23 protein-coding genes and 1 tRNA gene are annotated in these 22,553 nt (G+C 34.2%); 21 read left to right on the forward strand and 3 right to left on the reverse strand.

Features of this window, described 5'->3' with window-relative positions:
• Window positions 1-49 precede the first annotated feature (49 nt).
• From ACU68Y_RS00295 to ACU68Y_RS00385, 19 genes are all read left to right on the forward strand, one after another.
• A complete protein-coding gene (locus ACU68Y_RS00295; protein ID WP_446755174.1) occupies window positions 50-631 on the forward strand; it encodes a DUF4355 domain-containing protein in 582 nt (193 codons plus the stop codon).
• A 16-nt stretch (window positions 632-647) separates the two neighbouring features.
• Window positions 648-1,538 (forward strand): hypothetical protein, encoded by an 891-nt coding sequence (locus ACU68Y_RS00300; protein WP_446755175.1) that lies wholly within the window; start codon window positions 648-650, stop codon window positions 1,536-1,538.
• A gap of 7 nt (window positions 1,539-1,545) precedes the next feature.
• A complete protein-coding gene (locus ACU68Y_RS00305) occupies window positions 1,546-1,911 on the forward strand; it encodes a hypothetical protein (protein WP_316531798.1) in 366 nt (121 codons plus the stop codon).
• Window positions 1,908-2,219: a hypothetical protein gene (locus tag ACU68Y_RS00310; protein ID WP_316449298.1), complete on the forward strand. Its 312-nt coding sequence runs from the start codon at window positions 1,908-1,910 to the stop codon at window positions 2,217-2,219. The genes ACU68Y_RS00305 and ACU68Y_RS00310 overlap by 4 nt, the downstream gene beginning before the upstream one ends.
• Entirely contained in the window at window positions 2,216-2,575 is a 360-nt protein-coding gene (locus ACU68Y_RS00315) for a hypothetical protein (RefSeq protein WP_316449299.1), read from the forward strand. Before ACU68Y_RS00310 ends, ACU68Y_RS00315 begins: the two co-directional genes overlap by 4 nt.
• Window positions 2,572-2,985, forward strand: a complete 414-nt coding sequence (locus tag ACU68Y_RS00320) for a DUF5072 family protein (protein WP_316449300.1) — start codon at window positions 2,572-2,574, stop codon at window positions 2,983-2,985. The genes ACU68Y_RS00315 and ACU68Y_RS00320 overlap by 4 nt, the downstream gene beginning before the upstream one ends.
• A gap of 14 nt (window positions 2,986-2,999) precedes the next feature.
• On the forward strand, window positions 3,000-3,521 hold the full coding sequence (locus tag ACU68Y_RS00325; protein ID WP_102163782.1) for a phage major tail protein, TP901-1 family: 522 nt from the start codon (window positions 3,000-3,002) through the stop codon (window positions 3,519-3,521).
• Window position 3,522: 1 nt separating this feature from the next.
• On the forward strand, window positions 3,523-3,843 hold the full coding sequence (locus ACU68Y_RS00330; protein ID WP_102163780.1) for a hypothetical protein: 321 nt from the start codon (window positions 3,523-3,525) through the stop codon (window positions 3,841-3,843).
• 50 nt (window positions 3,844-3,893) lie between these two features.
• The gene (locus ACU68Y_RS00335; RefSeq protein ID WP_446755176.1) at window positions 3,894-4,250 is read left to right on the forward strand and encodes a hypothetical protein; all 357 of its coding nucleotides are present in this window, start codon (window positions 3,894-3,896) and stop codon (window positions 4,248-4,250) included.
• Between the two features lie 4 nt (window positions 4,251-4,254).
• Window positions 4,255-6,867: a phage tail protein gene (locus ACU68Y_RS00340; RefSeq protein WP_316531797.1), complete on the forward strand. Its 2,613-nt coding sequence runs from the start codon at window positions 4,255-4,257 to the stop codon at window positions 6,865-6,867.
• Window positions 6,867-8,633, forward strand: coding sequence for a distal tail protein Dit (locus tag ACU68Y_RS00345; protein WP_446755177.1), 1,767 nt, complete (start codon window positions 6,867-6,869; stop codon window positions 8,631-8,633). The genes ACU68Y_RS00340 and ACU68Y_RS00345 overlap by 1 nt, the downstream gene beginning before the upstream one ends.
• Complete coding sequence (locus tag ACU68Y_RS00350) at window positions 8,627-13,612, forward strand: phage tail spike protein (protein ID WP_446755178.1); 4,986 nt, start codon at window positions 8,627-8,629, stop codon at window positions 13,610-13,612. The genes ACU68Y_RS00345 and ACU68Y_RS00350 overlap by 7 nt, the downstream gene beginning before the upstream one ends.
• Window positions 13,613-13,621: 9 nt before the next feature.
• Window positions 13,622-15,451, forward strand: a complete 1,830-nt coding sequence (locus tag ACU68Y_RS00355; RefSeq protein ID WP_446755179.1) for a DUF859 family phage minor structural protein — start codon at window positions 13,622-13,624, stop codon at window positions 15,449-15,451.
• Window positions 15,451-15,735, forward strand: a complete 285-nt coding sequence (locus ACU68Y_RS00360; RefSeq protein ID WP_446755180.1) for a hypothetical protein — start codon at window positions 15,451-15,453, stop codon at window positions 15,733-15,735. The genes ACU68Y_RS00355 and ACU68Y_RS00360 overlap by 1 nt, the downstream gene beginning before the upstream one ends.
• The gene (locus ACU68Y_RS00365) at window positions 15,728-15,862 is read left to right on the forward strand and encodes a CD1375 family protein (protein WP_265583509.1); all 135 of its coding nucleotides are present in this window, start codon (window positions 15,728-15,730) and stop codon (window positions 15,860-15,862) included. The genes ACU68Y_RS00360 and ACU68Y_RS00365 overlap by 8 nt, the downstream gene beginning before the upstream one ends.
• The gene (locus ACU68Y_RS00370; RefSeq protein WP_446755181.1) at window positions 15,863-16,207 is read left to right on the forward strand and encodes a hypothetical protein; all 345 of its coding nucleotides are present in this window, start codon (window positions 15,863-15,865) and stop codon (window positions 16,205-16,207) included.
• Entirely contained in the window at window positions 16,197-17,168 is a 972-nt protein-coding gene (locus ACU68Y_RS00375; RefSeq protein WP_446755182.1) for a glycoside hydrolase family 25 protein, read from the forward strand. Before ACU68Y_RS00370 ends, ACU68Y_RS00375 begins: the two co-directional genes overlap by 11 nt.
• Window positions 17,169-17,372: a phage holin gene (locus ACU68Y_RS00380; protein ID WP_446755183.1), complete on the forward strand. Its 204-nt coding sequence runs from the start codon at window positions 17,169-17,171 to the stop codon at window positions 17,370-17,372.
• A gap of 670 nt (window positions 17,373-18,042) precedes the next feature.
• Window positions 18,043-18,118 (forward strand) — tRNA-Arg (locus ACU68Y_RS00385).
• Window positions 18,119-18,230: 112 nt separating this feature from the next.
• Here the strand turns inward: ACU68Y_RS00385 and ACU68Y_RS00390 are convergent.
• The 3 genes from ACU68Y_RS00390 to ACU68Y_RS00400 form a co-directional block, all read right to left on the reverse strand.
• A complete protein-coding gene (locus ACU68Y_RS00390) occupies window positions 18,231-18,620 on the reverse strand; it encodes a type II secretion system protein (RefSeq protein WP_446755184.1) in 390 nt (129 codons plus the stop codon).
• 85 nt (window positions 18,621-18,705) lie between these two features.
• Entirely contained in the window at window positions 18,706-19,317 is a 612-nt protein-coding gene (locus tag ACU68Y_RS00395; protein WP_446755185.1) for a YczE/YyaS/YitT family protein, read from the reverse strand.
• Window positions 19,310-20,155, reverse strand: coding sequence for a ribonuclease H-like domain-containing protein (locus tag ACU68Y_RS00400; protein ID WP_446755186.1), 846 nt, complete (start codon window positions 20,153-20,155; stop codon window positions 19,310-19,312). The genes ACU68Y_RS00395 and ACU68Y_RS00400 overlap by 8 nt, the downstream gene beginning before the upstream one ends.
• Before the next feature lie 92 nt (window positions 20,156-20,247).
• Between ACU68Y_RS00400 and ACU68Y_RS00405 the strand changes: the two genes are divergently transcribed.
• Window positions 20,248-21,375: a cysteine desulfurase family protein gene (locus ACU68Y_RS00405; RefSeq protein WP_446755187.1), complete on the forward strand. Its 1,128-nt coding sequence runs from the start codon at window positions 20,248-20,250 to the stop codon at window positions 21,373-21,375.
• Window positions 21,376-22,551, forward strand: a complete 1,176-nt coding sequence (thiI, locus tag ACU68Y_RS00410; protein ID WP_446755188.1) for a tRNA uracil 4-sulfurtransferase ThiI — start codon at window positions 21,376-21,378, stop codon at window positions 22,549-22,551.
• The last annotated feature ends 2 nt before the right edge of the window (window positions 22,552-22,553 follow it).

The following is a 22,553-nucleotide window of genomic DNA, read 5'->3' on the forward strand; positions in this document are numbered from 1 at the left end:
CTAGAACATATATAAATTCATGAACTTACATGTAAAAAAGGAGAAGAAAATGGAAGACATAAGAAAAATACCTTTGAATTTGCAACTATTTGCAGATGAAGAGGCAGAAACAGAAGTGGATCAAGCAAATGTTGATGCTGAAAAAGAAACTGAAAAGACTTTTACACAAGATGAGGTTAACAAGATTGTTCAAGACAGATTAGCTAAGGAAAAAGCTAAGAACGAGAAAGCACAGGAAGAAGCTAAAAAGCTTGCAAAGATGAATGCGGAGCAAAAAAACCAATATATGGTGGAACAACTTCAAAAAGAGTTAGAAGAATACAAGAATAAAGAAGCTAAAAACGACATGATAAAGGAAGCTAACTCTATGCTTAAAGACAATGATATAACCTTGCCTGATGAGGTTGTGGCTATGCTTATCGGCGATAATGCAGAGGACACTAAGGTTTGTGTGGATAGTTTTTCTAAGGCTTTTAAAACGGCTGTGGAGAGGGCTGTGAATGAAAAGCTAAAAGGAAAGACTCCTAAGCAAAAATCTGTTGCTGGTTTAACGAGAGAGGATATTTTATCGGTGAAGGATAGGCAAGAACGTCAACGTTTGATTAAAGAAAACGAAGAATTATTTATGTAAAAAGGAGAATTTTAAAATGGCAGATGCAAATTTAATTAAAAAACAAGATTTAAAATACCCTATTACGGTTGATGTTACTAATACATTTCAAGAAAATGTAAGCAAAATGTTGGAGTTATTAGGGGTTACTAGAAGAATATCATTGACAAATGGTTCTACTATTAGAATTTATGATAAATACGATGTTACTTTGGCGGATGGAAATGTAGCAGAGGGTGAAACTATTCCTTTGTCTAAGGTTACTAGAAAAGAAAAGACTACAAAAGAGATTACACTAAAGAAATACAGAAAGGCAACTACTGCGGAAGCTGTTCAAATGTATGGATCTAATGAAGCGGTAACAAATACTGATGATGCACTTGTACAAAAGTTACAAAAAGAAATTAGAAAAGACTTTGTTACTCTTTTAAAAACTGGTTCTACTACTCAAAAAGCTTTGGGAAATGGACTTCAAGGTGCGGTTGCTAGTGCTTGGGGTAAGTTACAAGCACTGTTTGAAGATTTTGGATCACAAAGATGCATTATATTTGCAAATCCATTGGACATTGCAAAATATTTGGGTAACGCTAATATTACTACTCAAACTGCATTTGGTATGACTTTTATCAATGCATTTACGGACACAACTATTATTTCTACTACTGATATTGCAGAAGGCGAAATTTGGGCTACTGTTCCTGAAAACATTGTATTAGCATATATCAACGCTACTAATTCAGAAATGGCTAGAGAGTTCGGCTTAAATGGTGTTGGATTGGGTTATATAGGTATGACTCATTTCTTGGATCATACGTCTGCTACTACTCAAACATTATTAATGAGTGGAATGTTAATGTATGTTGAGAGATTGGACGGTATTGTAAAGGTTAAAATAACAGAACCTGCTCCAGCAACTGTAGGAGCGTAGATAGCATATGGGAGCAATAACAGAAGACAATTTAAAAGAGTTGTTAGAGAGAGTGCAAACAAGAATTAAGCCTTACAATGTTGTTGCTACTGATGACAATTTGAAAGAATTAATCACTACTATCGCTGACCGAATTTGTTTGCGTGTTGGCGATAGTGTATTAAGTGGTTTATTGTATTCAATAGCAGTCGATGCAACTGTGAAAATGGTTAGAAGGATTAACTACGAAGGTATTAATTCTGAGAGTGTGGATACTATCTCCACATCATTTGTCAGTGATGTATTGAGTGAATATGATGATGAGTTTAGATCATATATTTATATGAACTCTAAAGATGATAGTAAGGGTAAAAGGATGATTCGCTTTTTATGATGTATTTAAGGCTGTACCCTATTTTCAAAATTCAAAATGGGCAAGACGAATTAAAAAATAAGATGTATGAGGATAAGGTAAGTGAAAACTATTATCCTTGTAGAATTACTAACTGGACTAGAGATGATATTGAAATTTTCGGACGTGATGTTACCAAGAATTCAAGAAAAATGTTTTGCAATGGCTTTGATATTAGCTTTGCCAAGAGTTTGGAGAAGGTGAAAATCGAAGACGAGGTTTATAAGGTAATTGAAGTCAAGGACATCGGAAGATGGATATTTTTTATCATAGAAAGGGTAGGTAAATGAAATATTCGTTAAAGGGCGATAAAAGACTTGAACAAGCTCTTTATAAAAAGAGTAAGGCTAGGTTTTATGGTGTTGCTAATAAGAGTTTAGTGGAAATATTTAACAGAGCAAAAAGACCTCCTGGAACTCCGAGAGATAACGGAGATTTGATTAAAAGCCGTAGGTTAAGAGAAGCTATTCCAAGTACAAGATTTAAAGGTATTTTTTATTATACTGAAGAGTACGCACCACATGTAGAATATGGACATGATGTTGGTAAAAATGGACACGTTGATGGTCAAAGATATCTTAAACGAAATGTTAGTAAACAGGGGAGAATATATATGAATGATTTGATAAAGGAACTGAAAAAATGATTAAAAAAGTTGGTATTGTAGACTTTATTAAGATAGTTCAGGATTTAATTGAAAAGAATACTCTATTAAGGGCTTACGACTATGTTCCAGTGGATGAAAAGCCTCCGTTTGCTTATGTGGAATTGTACGATAAGAGGGCAGAAAACACGAAATCAATGTGGGGCGAAGTATTCAATATATTGGTTCATATCGTTGCTGAAAAATCTAATAGCAAAGTCGAAATGTACAAGCTTATTACAGAGATTGAAGAGGCTTTTACAGAAGAATTGAGGTTTGAAGATAACAATATTTCTGTTATTAGGCAAGACGAAATCGGATTACAATCGTTGGAACAAGAAGAAACAGGTTCATGGCATGCTATTTTAGAGTTTGAGATTAAGCTTTGTTATGGATTTAAGGTCAAAATTTAAAAAAGGAGATTATTATGGGAGATTTAACAAAAGCGTTTGAAAATAACTTATATTGTGATTTTACTAGCTCTGCTTCAAAAGCTGTAGCTGGAAAAGATATTTTGTTGGCTATATTTAGTGCTGATGGTCAAAAACTATTGGGAATAAGTGGTCAACAAGGTTTAAAGATTAATAGAACGAGTGATTCTATTGAGGTATCTAGTAAGGATACTGTTGGTGGATGGAAATCAAAGATCGCAGGTATGAAAGAGTGGTCTATTGATAATGATGGCTTATTTGTACCTAGTGATGAGGCACATAAAGCTTTATCCAAAGCGTTTGAGGATTCAGACCTTGTTTGTATTAAGGTTGTGAATGTTAAAGAGAAAAAAGGAATGTTCGGAGGTCTTGCGGCGGTAACGGATTATTCTATAGAAGCTCCATTTGATGATGCTATGACTTATTCTATTTCACTTGAAGGTAATGGGGCGTTAGTTGATTTAACTAGTGGTGATAAGAGTGCTAATGCAATGCCTGGGGATAAAGTAGGTGTATAAGATGAGTGATAAAGCGATAATAAACTTAAACGAAAAGAAGTATGAGTTAAAGTTCAATTTAAAAGCGTTAGAAAACATTGAAAGAGCTATTGGAAGTTCTTTGATGGGAGAATTGTCAAAGTATAATGCTATGCTACCATTAACGACTTTGAGAGTTCTTTTTTCTCATTCTTTATATCAAATAGATGCAGGTAAGATTGCTATTGAGCAGGCATCAGATCTGTTTGATAAATTGATTAATGAAAAGGGATTGATTTTTGTTAACATGTTGGTTGTGAATGAAATTAAGATTGACTGTCCTTTTTTCTTCCAAGGCGTTTAATTGAATTAGAATATTTTGAAACAGATAATAGCGAAATCGATGAGGAGTATGTGAGGTTAACTACTGAATATGCTGATGATATTGATTTCGCTTTTTATGTTGTAAATTTTGGGTATTCAAGAGAAGATTACGAACAATTAACGCCAAGAGACGTTGCATTTATTCGAAAAGCGTATGAGACAAAAACTGTGCAAGAAACAACACAACTTAGAAATGCAGTGTTGAATGCGGTTAGTAATGCACTTAGAAAGAAAAACGCTAGGTTTCAAAAATTATGGAAGAAAGTTCAAAAGCCTCTGGATAAGGAAAAGGCAAGAAATGATGCTGAAGTAATCTTTGAGACTGAAGAAAAAGAGGGTAAATCTTGGGTTGATAAAATTTACGAAGTCAATGGATTGAGGAGGTGAGATTATGGCGGCTGACTATACTTTAAGCGTTGAAATTAATGGCGATGCTAGTAGTATGGAAAAGGCATTTAAAAAGGTTAGTGGCGCTTTAGAGGATACGAAAAATAAGATCAACGAAGCTAGTTCAGGAGCGGTTCCTGGAATCGGACAAATGGCTAAATCATTTGGTATTGCACAATTAGCTGTAAAGGGTTTTTCAATGGCTATGGGAGCTATTAGTGGAGCTGTTGACGGGGCTGTGTCAAGGGTGGATACTCTTAATCAGTTTCCGAAGGTATTGGAACAAATGGGATATAAGAGTGAAGAAGCAAAAGCATCTATTAAAAGCCTATCCAATGGTATCCAAGGACTCCCTACGACGTTAGATGGCATTGCTAGTACAACTCAGCGTATGACAACTATTATGGGCGATGTTCCCAAGGCAACTGATGCTACTTTAGCGTTGAATGATGCTTTTTTAGCAAGTGGTGCAAGTAGTGAATCAGCAGGTCGTGGTTTGGAACAGTATATGCAAATGTTGTCTGCTGGAAAGGTTGATATGCAAAGCTGGAGAACACTTCAAGAGACTATGCCATATGCGTTGGATAAAACTGCGAGAGCGTTTGGGTTTACTGGTAAGAGTGCAACTAATGATTTTTATGAAGCTCTTAAAAAAGGCAAAATCACTATGGATCAGGTTACTGGTAAGTTTGTTGAGTTAAACAAAGGTGCTGATAGTTGGCATAACACAGCATTAGAAGCGACTAAAGGTATTGGAACATCGATGCAAAACTTACAAACAGCTATTAAAAATGGTGTTGCTAATGTTATTCAAAGCTTTAATGAGTGGGCAGAGTCGGAAGGTTTTGGAACTATATCAGATAATATCAATAAGATTAAACAAAAAGTTGGTGAGGCTTTTGGATATATTTCAGATCACATTCCAGATATTATGGATAAAGTTAAAGAAGTTGCAGGAGAATTTCAAAAATGGTATGAAAGACTTAGACCTTTAGCTCCAGTTATTTTGGCTGTTCTTGCTCCTCTTTTGGCTTTCAAAGGTATTGTGTCAATTGCACAAGGTGTTACTGATGGCGTAAACAAGATAACGGGTGCTATTAATGGATTAGGTCAAGGTGTTGAAATTATAAAGGGCGTTCCTGGTGCTTTTAGTAACCTTGGAACTAGCTTGTCAGGTGTTGCTAGTGGCATAAAAGGTGGAATAAGTGCAATTGGTGGAGCGTTTCAAGGATTATGGGCTACATTAATGGCTAATCCTATAATCTTAATTATAGCTGGAATTGTAGCTGTGGTAGGAGTATTAATTTATTGTTATAAGCATTTCGAGGGATTTAGAAATTTTGTAAATAATGTTGCTAGTTCGATTAAAGACTTTTTCGTTAATGCATGGAATAGTATCAAAGAAACTACGGTAGAAATCTGGACTGGTATAAAGGATTTCTTCAGTGGAATTTGGGATGGTATAACATCAACTGTTACTAGTGTTTGGGATGGAGTTTCAGGTTATTTAACAGGAATATGGAATGGAATAGTATCTATTGCTAAGGGGTTATGGGAAGGTATTAAACTTGTTATTATGACTCCAATTTTACTGGTTATAGATTTGGTAACGGGGAATTTCACACAATTACAATCAGATTTACAACTTATTTGGGATAAAATCAAAGAGACTGCTGGATTATTGTGGGAAGGTATTAAGACTGTTATTACAACAGTTGTCACTACAATCAAAGACGGTGTTATTGCAGGATTTGAGTTACTTAAAACTACTCTATCAAATATTATAGCTGGAATACAAAATGTATTTTCAAGTGTGTGGAATGCAATAAAAAATTCAGTAATAAACATAGCTACTGGTTTAGTAAATGGAGCTATATCTGTGTTTAACGGATTAAAGACGGGCGTTCAAAATATAATCAATAAAGTCAAGGATATCTTTAATTCATTGAAAAGTATTAGCTTGATAGATATTGGTAAAAAGATTATGAATGGTTTTTTAAACGGCTTGAAATCGGCGTATAAAAAGGTTCAGGACTTTATCGGGGGCATTGGAAATTGGATAAGAGAGCATAAAGGACCGATACAGGTGGATAGAAAGCTTTTGATTCCTGCTGGTAATGCTATAATGCTTGGCTTGAATAGTGGGTTAAATAGTGGGTTTGATGATGTGAAGTCAAATGTTAATTCTATGGGAAACACAATATCAAGCATTATAGGTACTGATAATAATCTTGGATTTGAGTTTGATCTTGATGATAGCGGATTCGTAAGGACGATTGATAACGCTAGAAATATTATTCAAGATTTTAAAGAATATGCTGAAAAAGGATTTGGATTAAATATGAGAAATAACGTATCTAATACTTCTGAAATGAAAAGAGTAGTATTAGGAGGAACGGGAGTGTTTAATCAAGATTCTAATGTCGAAAATACTGGCAAAGCTATTAGCACAAACGGTGTTCAATCACTTGTTGTAAGAGAGTTAGGAGATTTGAATTTAACTGTAACTAGTGAGATGGATTCTAGAGAAGTTGCAAGAGGAACATATAAGTTTACAGATGAGTTCTTAAAGAGAAATCAAAAAATCAGAGAAAGAAGAAGAGGAGAGTTGTATTAATGAATGATATTTTAAAATTTGTTAAAGTTGACAAAGAAAAAAAGTTCGGATTTTTCTTCAATGGTACTGATTTTAGGGATTTACTAACTGTAGAAGAAATCAACAGACCTATTGCTTCAAATATTAGCAATAGGTTGAATGATTATATAAGTTTTAATGGTGCTGATTTGATAAGTACAAGAAGAGATCCGTTGTATTTCAAGATTAAATACAATACTGTAAAACAAAACAAAAACGCGATTAGAAATTTATTTGCTAATCTTTTAGTAACTGAGGAGTTATCAGAATTGTTCTTTTATGATAATCCTGATGTTATTTACTATGCTAAATTAGACGGAACTACAGAAATTGAAGAAGGATATAATTACACAAAGGGCGAGTTAACTTTTATCATTCCATCTGCTTGTGGGTATAAGAGAGAGCCTGTGGAACTGTCACAGGCTAATGCTAAAAGTATTATGTGTGAAAACAAGGGTACGGATAAGACGTATCCTATTTTTGATTTCACTTGTCATGGCAAGGTTACAATGATTGGCGTGACTAGTAAGCACGGTAGTTTCCAATTTGGGGATAGCAAGGAGTTTGCACCGATTAAGCAGATGAAGATACACAAGGAACAAACTAGTAGCTTGTTCAAGAGTGGTAAAGGAACGTTAACTATTCTTGATAGGGTTATGAAAACCAGCGATGGTTGGGATATTGTGGATGCATCTAAACTTATAGCTGATAGTGATTTTGATGGGAAGGTATCTAATACGACTACATCTAGTCCAAAGACTCCTAACGGGACTGTTACTGTGTCAAAGAACGCAAGGTATTGGGACAATGGTGTTAGGATTGCTAACTGGGTTAAAGGTAAGTCTTTTAAATTCGATAAGACGAAGGTTGTGAATAAATCAAAATCAAAGAAGGCATATAGGCTAATTGATAAGCAAGGTTACCTTGGTTGGTTACTTGAAGAGGACATTCAAGGTCAAAGTCAAAGCACTGTGACTGGTGTGTATCCTTTTTGGAATAGTTCAAGTTTAAAGACATTCTCGACATTACCTTTGCATCGCAAGGTGACTAACAATGCGACTGATTGGGAGATGACTTTTAAGTTTAATTACAAGGCTAATCCTGGACAATTTGGTTTTCTGACTTTTGGTATTACTGATAAAGACCAAAATATGATTGGAGGCATGAGGATTGAAACTATAAATGGCGATGGAAGAATGGCAATGGTGTGCTTGTGTGGTAGTGATGGTAAACTTCACACTGGATACAACAAAGCCGACTGGACAGGTGCTGTAACTATTACTAAAAGAGGTGCTATGGTTACATACTACATGTATAATCAGCTAAATGGTAAAAGCTACACTTATAGGCTAATGAATGCTGAGATTGATGATGTAGTGGCTAGTGATGTGTATGTGTTATGCACTAAGAAGAACAACTACGACTTTATCCAAGCTTGTAATCCAATGCATATGACCATTACAGGGTATGATGCAGATATTTATGTTGAAAGTAAAAGCAAGGAAGAGTTTTCTATGATTAATGTAGCTATTCCACGTTTTAACTTCAATGACGGAGATACAGTGAGAATTGATATGAACACTGGTTTTTGTTACCACAACGGACACAGATGCTTGATGCCAATTGCATTTGGCTCAAAACCGACTCCCATTTACCCAGGGACAGAGGAAATAGCGATAACTACGGAGGGAGAATTTGGCTCTTATGTTGATTGTGATGTTAGTTATAGAGAGGTATTCAAATGTTAATAGTAACAGATAGAAATTTACAAACATTGACAATAGCTAGTAATGATTATCCTGATGGCGTGCATTTTCAAGATGATAAGTTCAACGAAAACCTGGAAACTGGAACTTGTATGTTAACTTGCAGTATCGATAAGGTCGTTGAAAAAGATGTTGAATTAATCGAAGCAGGTTGTTTGATTGTTGCTACTGGATATAAGAAAAAGCCTGTACTTTTAGAGGTTACTGAGGTTGTTGAAACAAGATATTCAAAGGAGATAGTCGCAGAAGATTGCGGACTTGATTTACTTAATGAAGATATCGCAGAACAAGATTTCAAAGGAACACTTGCAGAATGGGTTAACAATACTCTTGGTGAAAAATCAGACTGGGTTGTTGGAATTAATGAAGCTAAGGATAAAAACTTAGCTTTTAAATTTGATGGAACAACGACTAAGACTAAGAGACTTGCTATGATTGCGGGTCGTTTCGGTTGTGAGATTAGCTATGATGTTAAATTAAATGGTAACGCAATTGATAAAAAGGTTATTAATTTTTATAAGAAACGTGGAAAAGAGACTGGATACAGGCTTGAGTTTGGTCGTGATGTTAGCGATGTTAAGCGTACTGTGTCAATTGCGGACTTGTGTACTGCTGTAAGACCTGTGGGTAAACCTCACAAAGAGCAAATCAGAGAAGTAAAACAAGTTGAAATCGAAGAAGATAACAAGAAACCTGCTCCAAATAGCAAGATTGAGTTATTTGTTAAGTGGATGAAATCACGTGAAGGAAAAGTTAGATATTCACAAGCAAGACGTGAAGGTCCTAATTATTACGATTGTTCAAGTTCTGTTAGTAGCGCTGCAAAATTTGCAGGACTTTTCCCAAAGTCTGTGGGACTTCCAACTACGGAGACATTATGGGCTTTGGGAAATGCTGGAACGTACTTTCATCAAATCAAACAATCAGAAATTCAATATGGGGATATATTCGTATCGAGATACAACAACAAGGGTCATACGGGTGTAATCTTAGATAAAAACACGATTATACATTGTACGCTATACGGATCAATCAATGGGATTGTAACAACTAAGCTTCGAGGCTGGACTGGTCCAAATGTTAGGTTCTATCGTTGGAATGAGAACAAAGGTGGAACTATAATTGATGCTACTAAAAAGACATATTGGACTAATTCTGATGTTACAAAACACGATTTAGGCAAGAGACTAAGTAATATAACAGCGACTCAAATTAATAACTGGATAAGGGCGAAGGCTCCTAATAGTCCTTTTAATGGACAAGGTCAAGTGTTCATAGAAGCACAGAAACAGTCCGGATTAGATGCAAGATATATATTAGCTCATGCAGCATTAGAAAGTGCGTGGGGCAGCAGTAGGATTGCAAGAACATATCACAATTATTTTGGTATTAATGCGTATGATAGTAATCCTGATAACGCTAAAAAAAGCAGTAACAGGAGTTTACAAGCAGGCATTATCAATGGTGCTGTGTGGATAAAAGAACACTATTATAACCGTGGACAAAAGACGTTGTATGCAATGAACCACGATAAAAATGGTCACAACTATGCTAGTGATAAAGCGTGGGGAGATAAGATTGCAAATATCATGAAAGGTTCTGAACGATATACTAATGCCGGTGCTACTGCTTCTAGCACAGAACAAGTATCGTACAAAGAACACGAAGTTAACACAGACTTGGTGGGATACAAGTATGATGATGGAAGATTCTATGTTACTGATGATGGTCTTATTTGCGATAGAGAAGCATCTAAGAAGTGGACTAGATTTAATAAAACAGGTCAAAAATATTTCATAAGAATGTACGACAGCGAGGCTACTAGTCAAAAGACATTGTTCGATGAGGGATTGAGGTTCTTAAAAAACAACAATGAGGCAAAAATTAGCTATGAGGTATCACTAAGACAACTTCCAAGTGAGCTAGAAATTGGGGACTACATCAGAATTATAGACCACGGATTTAAACCTGCGTTGTACTTATCGGCTAGACTTGTGGATATCACAAGGAGCTTATGTGATGAGCTTAGCAACTCTGCTGTATTTGCTAACTTTGAAGAACAAAAAGCAGGGATTTCTGAAAGACTTTTGAGTTTGGAAAAATCTGTGTATAGTAGTAGATTCAATTGGCAAAATGTACCATTTGAGATGCAGCTAACATCAAGTCAAGGTAATGTGTTCAAAGATGGTGTGCTGTCAACGGAAATCACAGCTATTGTTACTAAAGCAGGTGTGGATCAAACTGCTACTATTGATAAGTTTGTATGGGAAAGAGTGTCCGAATACCAGGACAAGATTACTACAAGTGATGAAAACTGGAACAAATCTAAAGAAGGCTCAACTGGTAATATACTTGGGATAAATAACACTGATGTGGATTTACAAGCTACTTTTACATGTTCTGCAATGCTTAATGATGTTGCTGTAGCCACAAGCTTTATAACCATAAAGGACTTGACTATTGGCATATATAAGCAAGAAAAAGAGCCTGATAGATCTAGTTTGAGTTGGGGCGATGTGTGGCAGTGGGACGATGGTAAAGGTACCCATTTCAAGAGATTGTGGAAGGGTGATAGGTGGGAAGATACTATCACAAAAAGAGACTTGGAGATATTGGAGCTTACTCCAGGACCTCCAGGAGCCGACGGTGAAAATGGTATGCCGGGTAAAGACGGCAAGGACGGAAGAACCTCGTATGTTCACTTCGCTTATGCCGATAGTGCAGACGGGACTGTTGGATTCACAAGAACTGCTACAGCGAACAAAAAGTACATCGGATTCTACACAGACTTTGAAAAAGCTGACTCAACAGATCCAAAAAGTTATGAATGGTCGTTATTCAAAGGTGACGATGGTAAAGATGGGGTTGCAGGTAAAAACGGTGTTGGATTAAAATCCACGGATATTTCCTACGGCTTGTCTGATTCTGAAACAAAGGAGCCTACTAGTTGGACTAAAACAGTACCTGGTTTATCGAAAGGTAAATATTTATGGACAAAAACTGTGTGGGCATACACGGATAATACTTCAGAAACTGGGTATACGAAGACTTATATCGCTAAAGATGGTAACACTGGTAAAGATGGTATTGCTGGCAAAGACGGCGTAGGTATTAAGACTACTACTATAACTTATGCTAAATCGACAAGTGGTACTTCTGCACCTACTAGTGGGTGGACTAGTGGTATACCAAGCACAAGTCCTGGTGATTTTCTGTGGACGAAAACAGTGTGGAATTATACTGATAACACTTCTGAAACTGGATATTCTGTGAGTAAAATAGGCAAAGACGGCTCTGATGGAATACCTGGAAAGGCGGGAGCTGATGGCAAAACACCTTATTTTCACACAGCGTGGTCAAATAGCGCAGACGGGACTAAGGATTTCAGCACAAGTCAAGCAGGAGAAAAGGCATACATTGGAACTTACACAGACTATGTTAAGGCAGACTCAACAGATCCCAAAAAATATACATGGATGTTGGTTAAAGGGAATAAAGGTAAAGATGGTGCTGATGGTGCTAACGGAAGTAACTTCACGTGGAATATGCTTTTAAAATCGAATGTAGGTGTAGAAAATGACAAGTACAATATAAGTAACTATGACTTATCGGGAGATTTTGTAGTTGGAGAAGATTATACACTAACTATTTGGGGAAAACTCGGAGAAGATAGGACACGATTTGATTTTTATAATAGTGAGTCTTATGTAAGGCTAGAAGGTGCAACAGAAATCCGCCAAGGTGTGTATAGTGTAAGTTTTAAGTGGAAAGATACACGTGAATACAACGGTGTTGTACACAAGGGCGATAATTCAAAGTTATTGGTATATGCTTATCCTAGTGATGGTAAATCAACTTCAAGAATTGACAAGATAAAGCTAGAAAAAGGAATAAACACTAATCCTGTATGGTCACCGCATATATCGGAAATCAACGGTAAAGACGGTGTTGACGGAAAAGACGGAACTTTTACTGGAGAAATTGGCGGTAGAAACTTAATTAGAAATTCAGATAAAATCACTGGCTGGACAAAATATGATGGTGGTAATCACTTAATCACAGATGAATATATGAAAGAATTTAATGTTCAAGGTCAACGAATAAAATCAGATGCCGCAAATGCGACAGATTTTATTAAAACATATGTCAATTTTGATGTAGATGATTTAGTGCCGGGAAAGAATTATACATTTTCTGTTTATGTGAAAAATAATCGTGATGTGCCAGCACAACTTAGAGTAAACGGGTTCAACTGGAACTTCGCTTATGAATTAAATGCAAATGAATGCAAGAGGTTTGTTGTAACTGGCAAAAGAGACAAAATGGACGGTTATTGGGAAAATCGAATTCAATTTCAATTAAGAAGTGCAAATAAGGGTCAATTTGTTGATATGACTGTTGCACGTCCACAATTGGAAGAGGGCGATGTTGCGACTTCGTGGGGCAAAAATCCTAGTGATTTCGAAGATGAGCTTGAAAAGAAAGCCGACTCACAAACTGTTACAGATATTGAGTCAAGGCAACAAGCTGTTGAGGTTCTTATAAAACAAATGCCTAACAAGAATGATGTTCAAAAATCATTTGTAGAAGTCGAAAAGGCAAAAGCGTATGCAGATACTGTGAAAAAAGCGTTGGAAAATGAGAGCTTATCACTTAAAGACAGGATCAAGATTATTGAGGAGAATGTCGGAGCTGGTAAGCACACAATAGAAGCGATAACAACTTTCTTTGACTTCGGTGAGGAAGGTATTCTCATTGGTAAAAAAGACGAAGCGGTGAAGATGATTCTTAAAAACAATGCACTAGAAATTATAGATGGTACTAAGACTGTGGCAAGATTTGCCAATTCACAAGTACAAGTACCGAATTTAAAGGTTGACGGTGTATTAGAATTCGGATATCACATGGTAACAAAGCACGATAATGATGTAAATAAATACACGATTATTAAACCGATTTAGGAGGAATAAATGGCAACATATACTGGTACAGCGCCACAAAGCCTGTATGCGTATTTTAAATTAGATATGTCAGTTATCAGTCAATCAGAGGCTGATAACACATCAAGAATTAGATACAGATTATATCTTGAAAGTAGAGGCGGAGGAAGTGGCTATTCTCAAACAAAGAGACCCACTTCTTTAATTTGTAATAATCAAACGATAGAAAACACTACAACAACTTATAGTTTTGACAGGGGTGGAAGTTCAACTCTTTGTAGTGGGACTTTTACAATCACTCACAATTCGGATGGAACAATGTCGTTTCCAATTCAAGCAAGTGTTGGGACACATAGAGGTAATTGTTCTTTAAGTGCTACTATGACTTTGCCGACGATTGCTAGAAAAAAAACTATGAGTATGAGTATAGTCGATTCTGTGGCAGATACTGTGTACTATGCAAACATAGGCGATTCTGTGACTATTAATGTGACGAATATTGATGGAAGAAGTGGAAGTATTAGATGGGAGACGGACAACTATAGTGGATATGTTGGTAGTCTTGCAAGTAGTACACATTTTACCTTTAGTTCAAGTACTTTTTCTGATGTGTTCGGTAGTGAGTCAAGTGGATATGTGACTTTTACTGCTAGTGCTGATGATGGCACGACTGCTTCAAAGACGATTAACCTACGAGTTTTTGAGATAAAAAAGCCTAGCATAAGCTATGTGTCAGTTAGTGAAAATAATTCACAGGTTAAGAGCGTATTCGGAAGTGACTACTTCTATACAAATATAAGTGATGTTAGTGCTTATGTCTCTGCTGAAGCGTATAATGGTGCAAGTATTGAAAAGTACCTGGCGACATTAGATGGATACACTACTTACTCAGATAGTTCTACTATCGACATTGGTAGTGTAACAAGAGCTGGAGAAAGAAACATCACTTTTGAGGTTGTGGATAGTAGAAATCAAAGAAAATCTTATGGTCAGAATATAAGGGTTAAAGAGTACAATCCACCAACTGCTGAATGTAGTGTTACAAGACAAGGAGAAGGGTTGAATGCTTCTGTTAAGGTACAGCACACTGTGTCTAGTAGTACTGATAATAATACTTGTAATGTAACTGTTGATGTGAGGGAATTGCCGTACGGAAGTTTCTCAACGAAATACAGTGCAAATATTAATATTGCATCTACTACTCAATCGGTGAGTTTGGGAAGTGGATACAAGGAGTTTGCATCGTATGAGGTTAGAGTAACTGCAACGGATAAGTTCAGAAGTTATACTGCGTTGGTTACGGTGCCAACACAATCAATAGGAATTGCCATAAATCCAAAGAATAACAGTGTTGGTATAGGGAAGTTTCCTGATGATAAACTTGTAGGAAATGATAACCTAGAAGTAAAGGGAGATATTTTCGCACAAGGTATTGAGGCGGATTTGACTTTAAAAGCCTGGAAGGCAGATATAGATTATCTTAATATTAAAAAAGAGTTAAAGATAGATGGTAAAGAGATAAATTTAGAGCCGCCCAAGCCTTTTGCATCGTACAATACCGCTAAAAGACTTGATACTGAAAGTACTAGGGATATTTACGGGATTGTTGATTTGGGAGAGATTACGTATCCAAGATCGGTCGGAAGTGGTGGATATTCTGATATTATTACCATTAACTATTCACCTAGTATTAATGTTGAGTATATTGGCGCAACTATTGTCAAATGTGGAGGATTAGGAATGGTACTACACGTTACTGATTATGGAAGTGATTATTTCAAAGTTAGGATTCATAACTGTTTCAACAAAACTACTACTCCGAATTTATCTATTTCATATCACATAAGGGGGTCAATTTAATGATAAATATTTATATAAACGAAAATAATACAAGATTTGAGTATTTGAGGGAAGACGGAGCTATGATAACTGGCAATGTGGATAAGCTAGATGATAAGTTGTCGGATATCGTGGCTGAGATTAAGAAAAAGAAAACAAATGATGAAATTGAAGCAGAAGAAAAGAAGTTGAAAGAAGCAGAAGCAATGACTGAGATTTTTGACAAGATGATGGAGCTTGAAGAGACTATGAAGTCAATTCAAGAGTCGATAAACAAAGATAAAGGGGGTGAAATAGATGGCTGATATGTATGCATATTTGATTATGAGAGGCAGAAGAACATACAAGAGTGTTCCAAATTGCTTAAAAGAACGTGTTAAAAAGATACTTGTTGAATTAGGACTTGAAGAATTAGCAACTGAGGAGGAATAGATGGAGCAATTTCTAAAATTATTAGATACTGGATTTACCTTCGCATTTGCGGCTGGAGTGTGCGTGTTTGTATTTAAATACGCACCTCTTTTTTTGAATGCGTGGATGAATTTCAACAAGTCGATTGATAGAAATACTGAGATTACGAACAGGCATTATGACGAGACTGTAGATTTTAAAAGACAGTTATTAGACTTAAAAGAAAAGCTAGAGCATCACAATGTTAACGCATTAGATTTACAAAGAGATCATGATGAAATTTTAAAGAACCAAGAAGAAATATTGAAGATTCTTGGAGAAATGAAGCAGATTGTACTGGGAGGAGGTAGACGATATGACGACTAGAAAATTCGGAGTTGATATTTCAAAAAACAACGGAAATGTCAATATGAAATTAGCTAAACAAAGTGGAGTTGAGTTCGTAATACTGAAAGCAGGATCTGGAGCGAGAGGCGAGGATCCTTATTTTCAAACTAATTACAAAAATGCAAAAGCGGCAGGAATGCCTGTTGGTGCATATTGGTATAGTTATGCTATGAATGTCAATGAGGCGAAGGGCGAAGCTAAAAGATTTATGAAATTGCTAGATGATAAACAGTTTGAGTATCCTGTGTATTTGGATTTCGAAGATCCATCTCAAAGAAATATAAGCAGGTCAACAAAAACGGATATGGCTATTGCTTTTATGGATATTCTTGAAAAGAATGGATACTACACTGGTTTGTACAGTTCGGGAGATTGGATCAATAACAAATTCGATAGAGCAAGAATGAAGAATTACGATGTGTGGATTGCGCATTGGTATGTAAATACGCCAAGATGCTATAGAAGTTATGGTATGTGGCAATATACTAATAAAAAGCAAGTACCAGGAGTGCCAAGTACTGGAGAAGGTGGAGTGGATGCAAACTACGCTTTTATCGATTATCCAATCATCATTAAAAATGCTGGTCTTAATGGATTTAAAAAGACTATTCAAAAAACTGAAGTGAAAGGATTATCAAAAATGGAAGAAAAAAAATTACTGGATCAAATTAAACAAACGGTAGTAACTTATGAAGCAAAGGACTACGAACTAGCTGTGAAGATTGCTAAACAGCACAAGGCTATATTAGTTCCTGCGGAGCTAAACATGGATTTCGGAAAAATGAAGAGATCGAAAGATACGATAATTGGAATTGGGAGTTCTACAGGTAAAATTAGCGGAAAAGATTACGGAATCACTGGATATTGCGATTATTTGGTATCTAGTGATAAAGTGGATGAGTTTCTGAAAGATAGATCAAAATTTTTGAGGAGGAAATAGATGAAATTAGATAACAAGACTTATGATGTGTTGAAATGGATTGCTATTATCTTTTTGCCTGCTTTGACTACCCTTGTAGGTGGTATTGGCGGTAAATTAGGATACGAGCATATTGATTTAGTTGTGTATTGTATGGCTGCTGTGGATACATTTTTAGGTACTATATTAGGCATAAGTACAATCAATTATAATAAAGAAAAGTAAAAGTTGAGTAAAGTTGAGTAAAGTTGAGTAACTTCTAATTGATTTTAGAAGTGGTATGTACTAAGAAGATTAGCCATATAATATAATAAAAATATTATATATGCTTGTAGGAATGTTGGAAAAAGAAAATATAAAATCGTGAAAAAATTTATAGTATATTGATTAAATCATTTTGTAACTTATTTTTACTACACATGAGGGTAGACTTTTATGTCTACCCTATTTTTTATTGCTTAAAATTAGATTTTGTTAAAAAACAACTTCATCAGACGAAATATACAAAGAGTTTTTGATAATAGTAGTATAATCACATGGCTAAAGTTTAAAAAGCTTGTAAAATGGATTTAAATGGGTATATAATAAAACCATAAATATTTAGCTTGCTTTTATCACAAATTCATTATCAGAAATATAAATAAACAAATGTTCGTTTGATGTTTTTAGTAGCCTGCCACAACTTAACGGCTTGGTTCTATGTGTTATTAGACATTGAATCAAGCCGTTTTTATGTTTTATATATTTAATCTACGATTATAAAACGTAACAATTAACGTAACAATTTTTTTTGAGATTATGTATTTTCAGTGTAAGTAAAATTTATAACACGTAAATTTTGTATTGTTTTATAAAAAAACTATAATGTAAATTATAATCATAAATGATAGCATATAGAGATTTAGTTTAATTGGTAAAATGTCAGACTCCGAATCTGAGTGATGAAGGTTCGATTCCTTCAATCTCTGCCATATAAAAAAGATAGCTAGTTTTAGCTATCTTTTTTATTTAAATTACAAAATTAAAAAAAACATATTAAATACAATCAGGCTCTAGTTGCGTTGTTTAAGTAAAAATTTTATTCTAATTAGTTTTGTTTTTATTTGAAATTAAATTGAAATTTTTATCAATTTCCCCAGGAATTATAATTTCTTTTTCTTTATCAAATTTATATACTTCAGTACTTAATTTTTTTGCCACTGCATCTGGAACTTTTGGTACAGTCTTGATATAGTTTCCCTTTAAATCATCTATTTTTTCAGGTAATTTACCATTATTATCTTGCCTGTAGCTTTCCACAGCTGTTTCCAAGACTCTTACGTTTGCGTTGTGGGCTGTTATGGCCGCTTTTTCTTTTTGGTTTTTGTAGACAGGGACTGCTATTGCTATAAGTATTGCAAGTATTGCGAGTACAACTAATAATTCAAGTAATGTGAATCCTTTTTTCTTATTTTTAAGTGCGAGTAGTTTCATTTTTTCCTCCGGTTATTAAAAATTTGTATCTACTTTTATTATAAACAAACCAAAAATTAATTCAATACAAGTTTAAAAATATTTTTTATCTGTTTTTAAATATTAATTTTTCTGATAAATTTCTGTAAAATACGATTAGTGGACCCGAGAAGAAACCTAAAAATATTGTACCAATCCCAATTTGTTGACCGAAAGCTATACCAACTAGAATAGTTATGATATCTAATACAATTCTAGTATATTTATATGAGAAATCTTTTTTTAGTACACTGTTTACGACAAACGGCATGGAGTCATATGCACTTGCGCCTAGGTCTGCTTCTAGGTACATTCCAGCTCCAAAGCACATTATATTTATTCCGATTAACAAGAAAATGGAATTTATCCAAAATTTGTCTGTATTCATAAATTTTATTAGCATATATACAAAATCTGCTGTATAACCAACTGTTGCCATACTTATGACCGTTCCTAGTCCTATAGATTTTCTGTGGCAGAAGAATACGATAACAAGCATAATCATATTGCACACTGTGATTACAGTTCCAAAATCTTTATTCAAAAAACTTGAAAAACCACTATTCATAAAACTTAGTGGATCTAGACCTGATTTTGACAATTTTAGAATTCCGATGCTGCATCCTATCAGTAAATTACCTATAATCGAACATAAAATTCTTTTTGTTTTGTTATTCATTAAAAATCTCCGTTAGTGTGTATTTTACTAATTCTTTAATATTTTCATAGATAAATTCATCATTTATTACTAAAGGATAGTAATTGCTTACCAAATTATAATTGTTTTTCATACTTGTCATTATACATTCTACAAAATCTTTATCAATGTATCCTTCATGTAAGCTCAAACTCAATGTTAAGAACATGTCTTGTGATTGTACTTGAGTTGATTCATACATTGCATCAATTTCAATTTTATTATCTGTAATCAAAATAATTTCTAAGTTGTTTTTTATTTTTTTAATACTATACAACAAGTATCTGATATTAGTTGAACAAATTTCAAATGTATCAAAGTTTTTTTCGAAGTATTGTATCATATATTCGTAAAGTTTCAATTTGAATGCCAATGATGTTTTGGCAAATTCGATTAATTCATCAGAAATATGTTTTGATTTTGAAAATCTTTTGTAAATTTTTACTGATTTTGATTTTTCATCTATATTAATGTCGAATAATTTAGCTGCCAAATCTTTTGCTTTTAGGGAAGTGAACGAGTTTTTGTAGTAATTTCTAATTAATTTCTGTAAATAAATGTAATTATTAACGGCATCAAATTCTGTATATTTTATTATCTTAGCATTGATAAATTTTATATCAAACTCACTAAAACAAATAATTTGTTTGTCATGTATAATTTTATAAGCTGATTTTATGATTTTTTCTTCACTTTCATTGTTTATCGAGTAAAAATTATAGTGTCTATCATTTGTAAATATATTTATAAGATAGATATGGTTTTTGTGAGGATCAATTCCCGTTGTTTCTATATTTAAAATTAGCTGATTTTCATTCATTTTATCACCATTTCCATTATACTATGATTTTGGTAAATTTTCTCTACATGTTATAATATTAATATGATTTAAAATAGGAATGAAGGGATATAATGATATATTTAGATAATGCTGCAACTACGAAAGTATCTGAAAATGCAGTAAAAGAAATGGTTAATGCAATGACTGTTGATTTTGGTAATCCTTCCAGCTTATACGATTTTGGGATGAAAGCTGAAAAACTTGTTACGGATTCCAGAAATTCAATTGCAAACTTATTAAATGTAAAGCCAGAAAAAGTGTTTTTTACATCTTGTGGAACTGAAGGTAATAATATTTCAATAAACGGAAGTGTTACAAATGATAAAAAAGAAGAATTCATAACTACAAGCATTGAACATTCTTCTGTGTTTAAGACTTATAATAAATTGAAGGAAAATAGAACTGTTCATTTTGTAAATGTAGGTGATGATTTTAAAGTTGATGATATTATTGATTTGATAAATGACAAGACTCGTTTAATTTCAGTTATGCATGTCAATAATGAAACAGGGAAAATTCTACCAATTACAGAATTAGGAAAGAAAATCAAAGCAAAAAATCCTAATACTTTGTTTCACGTTGATGGTATTCAAGGTTTTGGCAAAATTAAATTGGATTTAAATGAAGCTAAGGTTGATTTCTACACAATTAGCGGTCACAAGATTCACGCTCCAAAAGGAATTGGTGCGATTTTCATTAGAAATCCTGAAAGAGTAAAGCCTATTATAACAGGAGGATCACAAGAATCTGGGATTTCACCAGGAACAGAAAATGTTGCAGGGATTGTAGCTTTGAAATGTGCGAGTGAAGAAGTTTTTTCAAAAATTGATGAAACTTACGACAGATTATACAAGATGAAATCATATTTGATGGATGAATTATCCAAGATTGATGGTGTGTATTTTAATTCCAAACTAGAAGGATACAGTCCATACATTACAAATGTGTGTTTTAATTACATTAAGAGCGAAGTGTTGCTACACTATTTGGAACAAGATGGAATTTATATTTCTACAGGAAGTGCATGTAATGGTTCCAAAAAATCAAGAATTATTCAAAGCATCAATACACCAGATGAATTTTCAGATGGATGTATAAGAATTTCATTTACAGATGACACACCTGAAGATGTTTTGGATGTATTTGTTGAGAAATTAAAGCTTAGATTAGAAGATATTAGAGATATTATGAGGAGATAAATGTTAGATTGGTATATATCTGTTAGTTTTGGTGAACTAACATTAAAAGGAAAGAATAGACACACTTTTGAAAAGCGTGCGATAAGCAAAATATTGGATGCGATTTCTGATTATAAAATTGAAGAATATTATCAAGAGCAAGGAAAATTATACATCAAAGCCGATGTAAATGATTTTGATGAAATTATAGATCATATTAAGAAAGTTTTTGGAATTGTGTACATTAGTCCTTGCGTTAAATGTGAAAAAACGGTTGAAAGTATGCAAGACGGGGTATTAAAGATAATAGAAGGTAAAATTATCAAAGATAAACTTCAAACTTTCAAAGTTGATGTTCATAGAGTTGACAAGAAATTTGAACCTAAATCGCCTGAGTTAAATCCACTTTTAGGTGGCACTATATTAAAAAAATATGGAAATTACGTTAAGGTTGACATCAAGAATCCTGATTTTTTCATTTATGTAGACATTAAGGATAATTGTTATGTTTACACTGATAGAATAAAAGGATGGGGAGGACTTCCAATTGGAAGTTCCGGAAGAGGTTTGTTGTTATTATCTGGTGGTATAGACAGTCCGGTAGCTGCTTTTTTGATGGCGAAAAGAGGAGTGCGTGTAGATTGTTTGCATTTCCACAGTTATCCATTCACAAGTCAAAGAGGATTTGAGAAGGTTAAGCAGTTAGCAGAAGAAGTTTCATATTACACTGGCAATATTAACTTTTATTCTGTGAATTTGCTTCCTGTTTACAAAGCTATTACTAAAAACTGCAAAGAAAGAATGATGACTATTATTTCTAGAAGATTCATGATGAGAATTGCAGAAAGAATTGCAAATGAAAACAAAATAGACGCTTTGATTACAGGAGAAAGCTTGGGACAAGTTGCAAGTCAAACTATTCAAGGTGTTTCAGTTATTAATGAAGTTACAAGTCTTCCTATTTTAAGGCCTTTAATTGCAAGTGATAAAACTGAAATCATAGAGATTGCAAGGGAAATTGGAACATATGAAACATCGATTTTGCCTTTTGAAGATTGTTGCACGGTGTTTACACCGAAAAGACCAGTCACTAAACCAAGAATTTACGATGTCAAAAGAGAAGAAGAAAATTTAGATATTGAAGCCTTGGTTCAAGAGTGTATTGATAATATGGAATTGATTAAGATTAGACAATAGGA

The organism is Finegoldia sp. P1-F-LS (assembly GCF_052932205.1).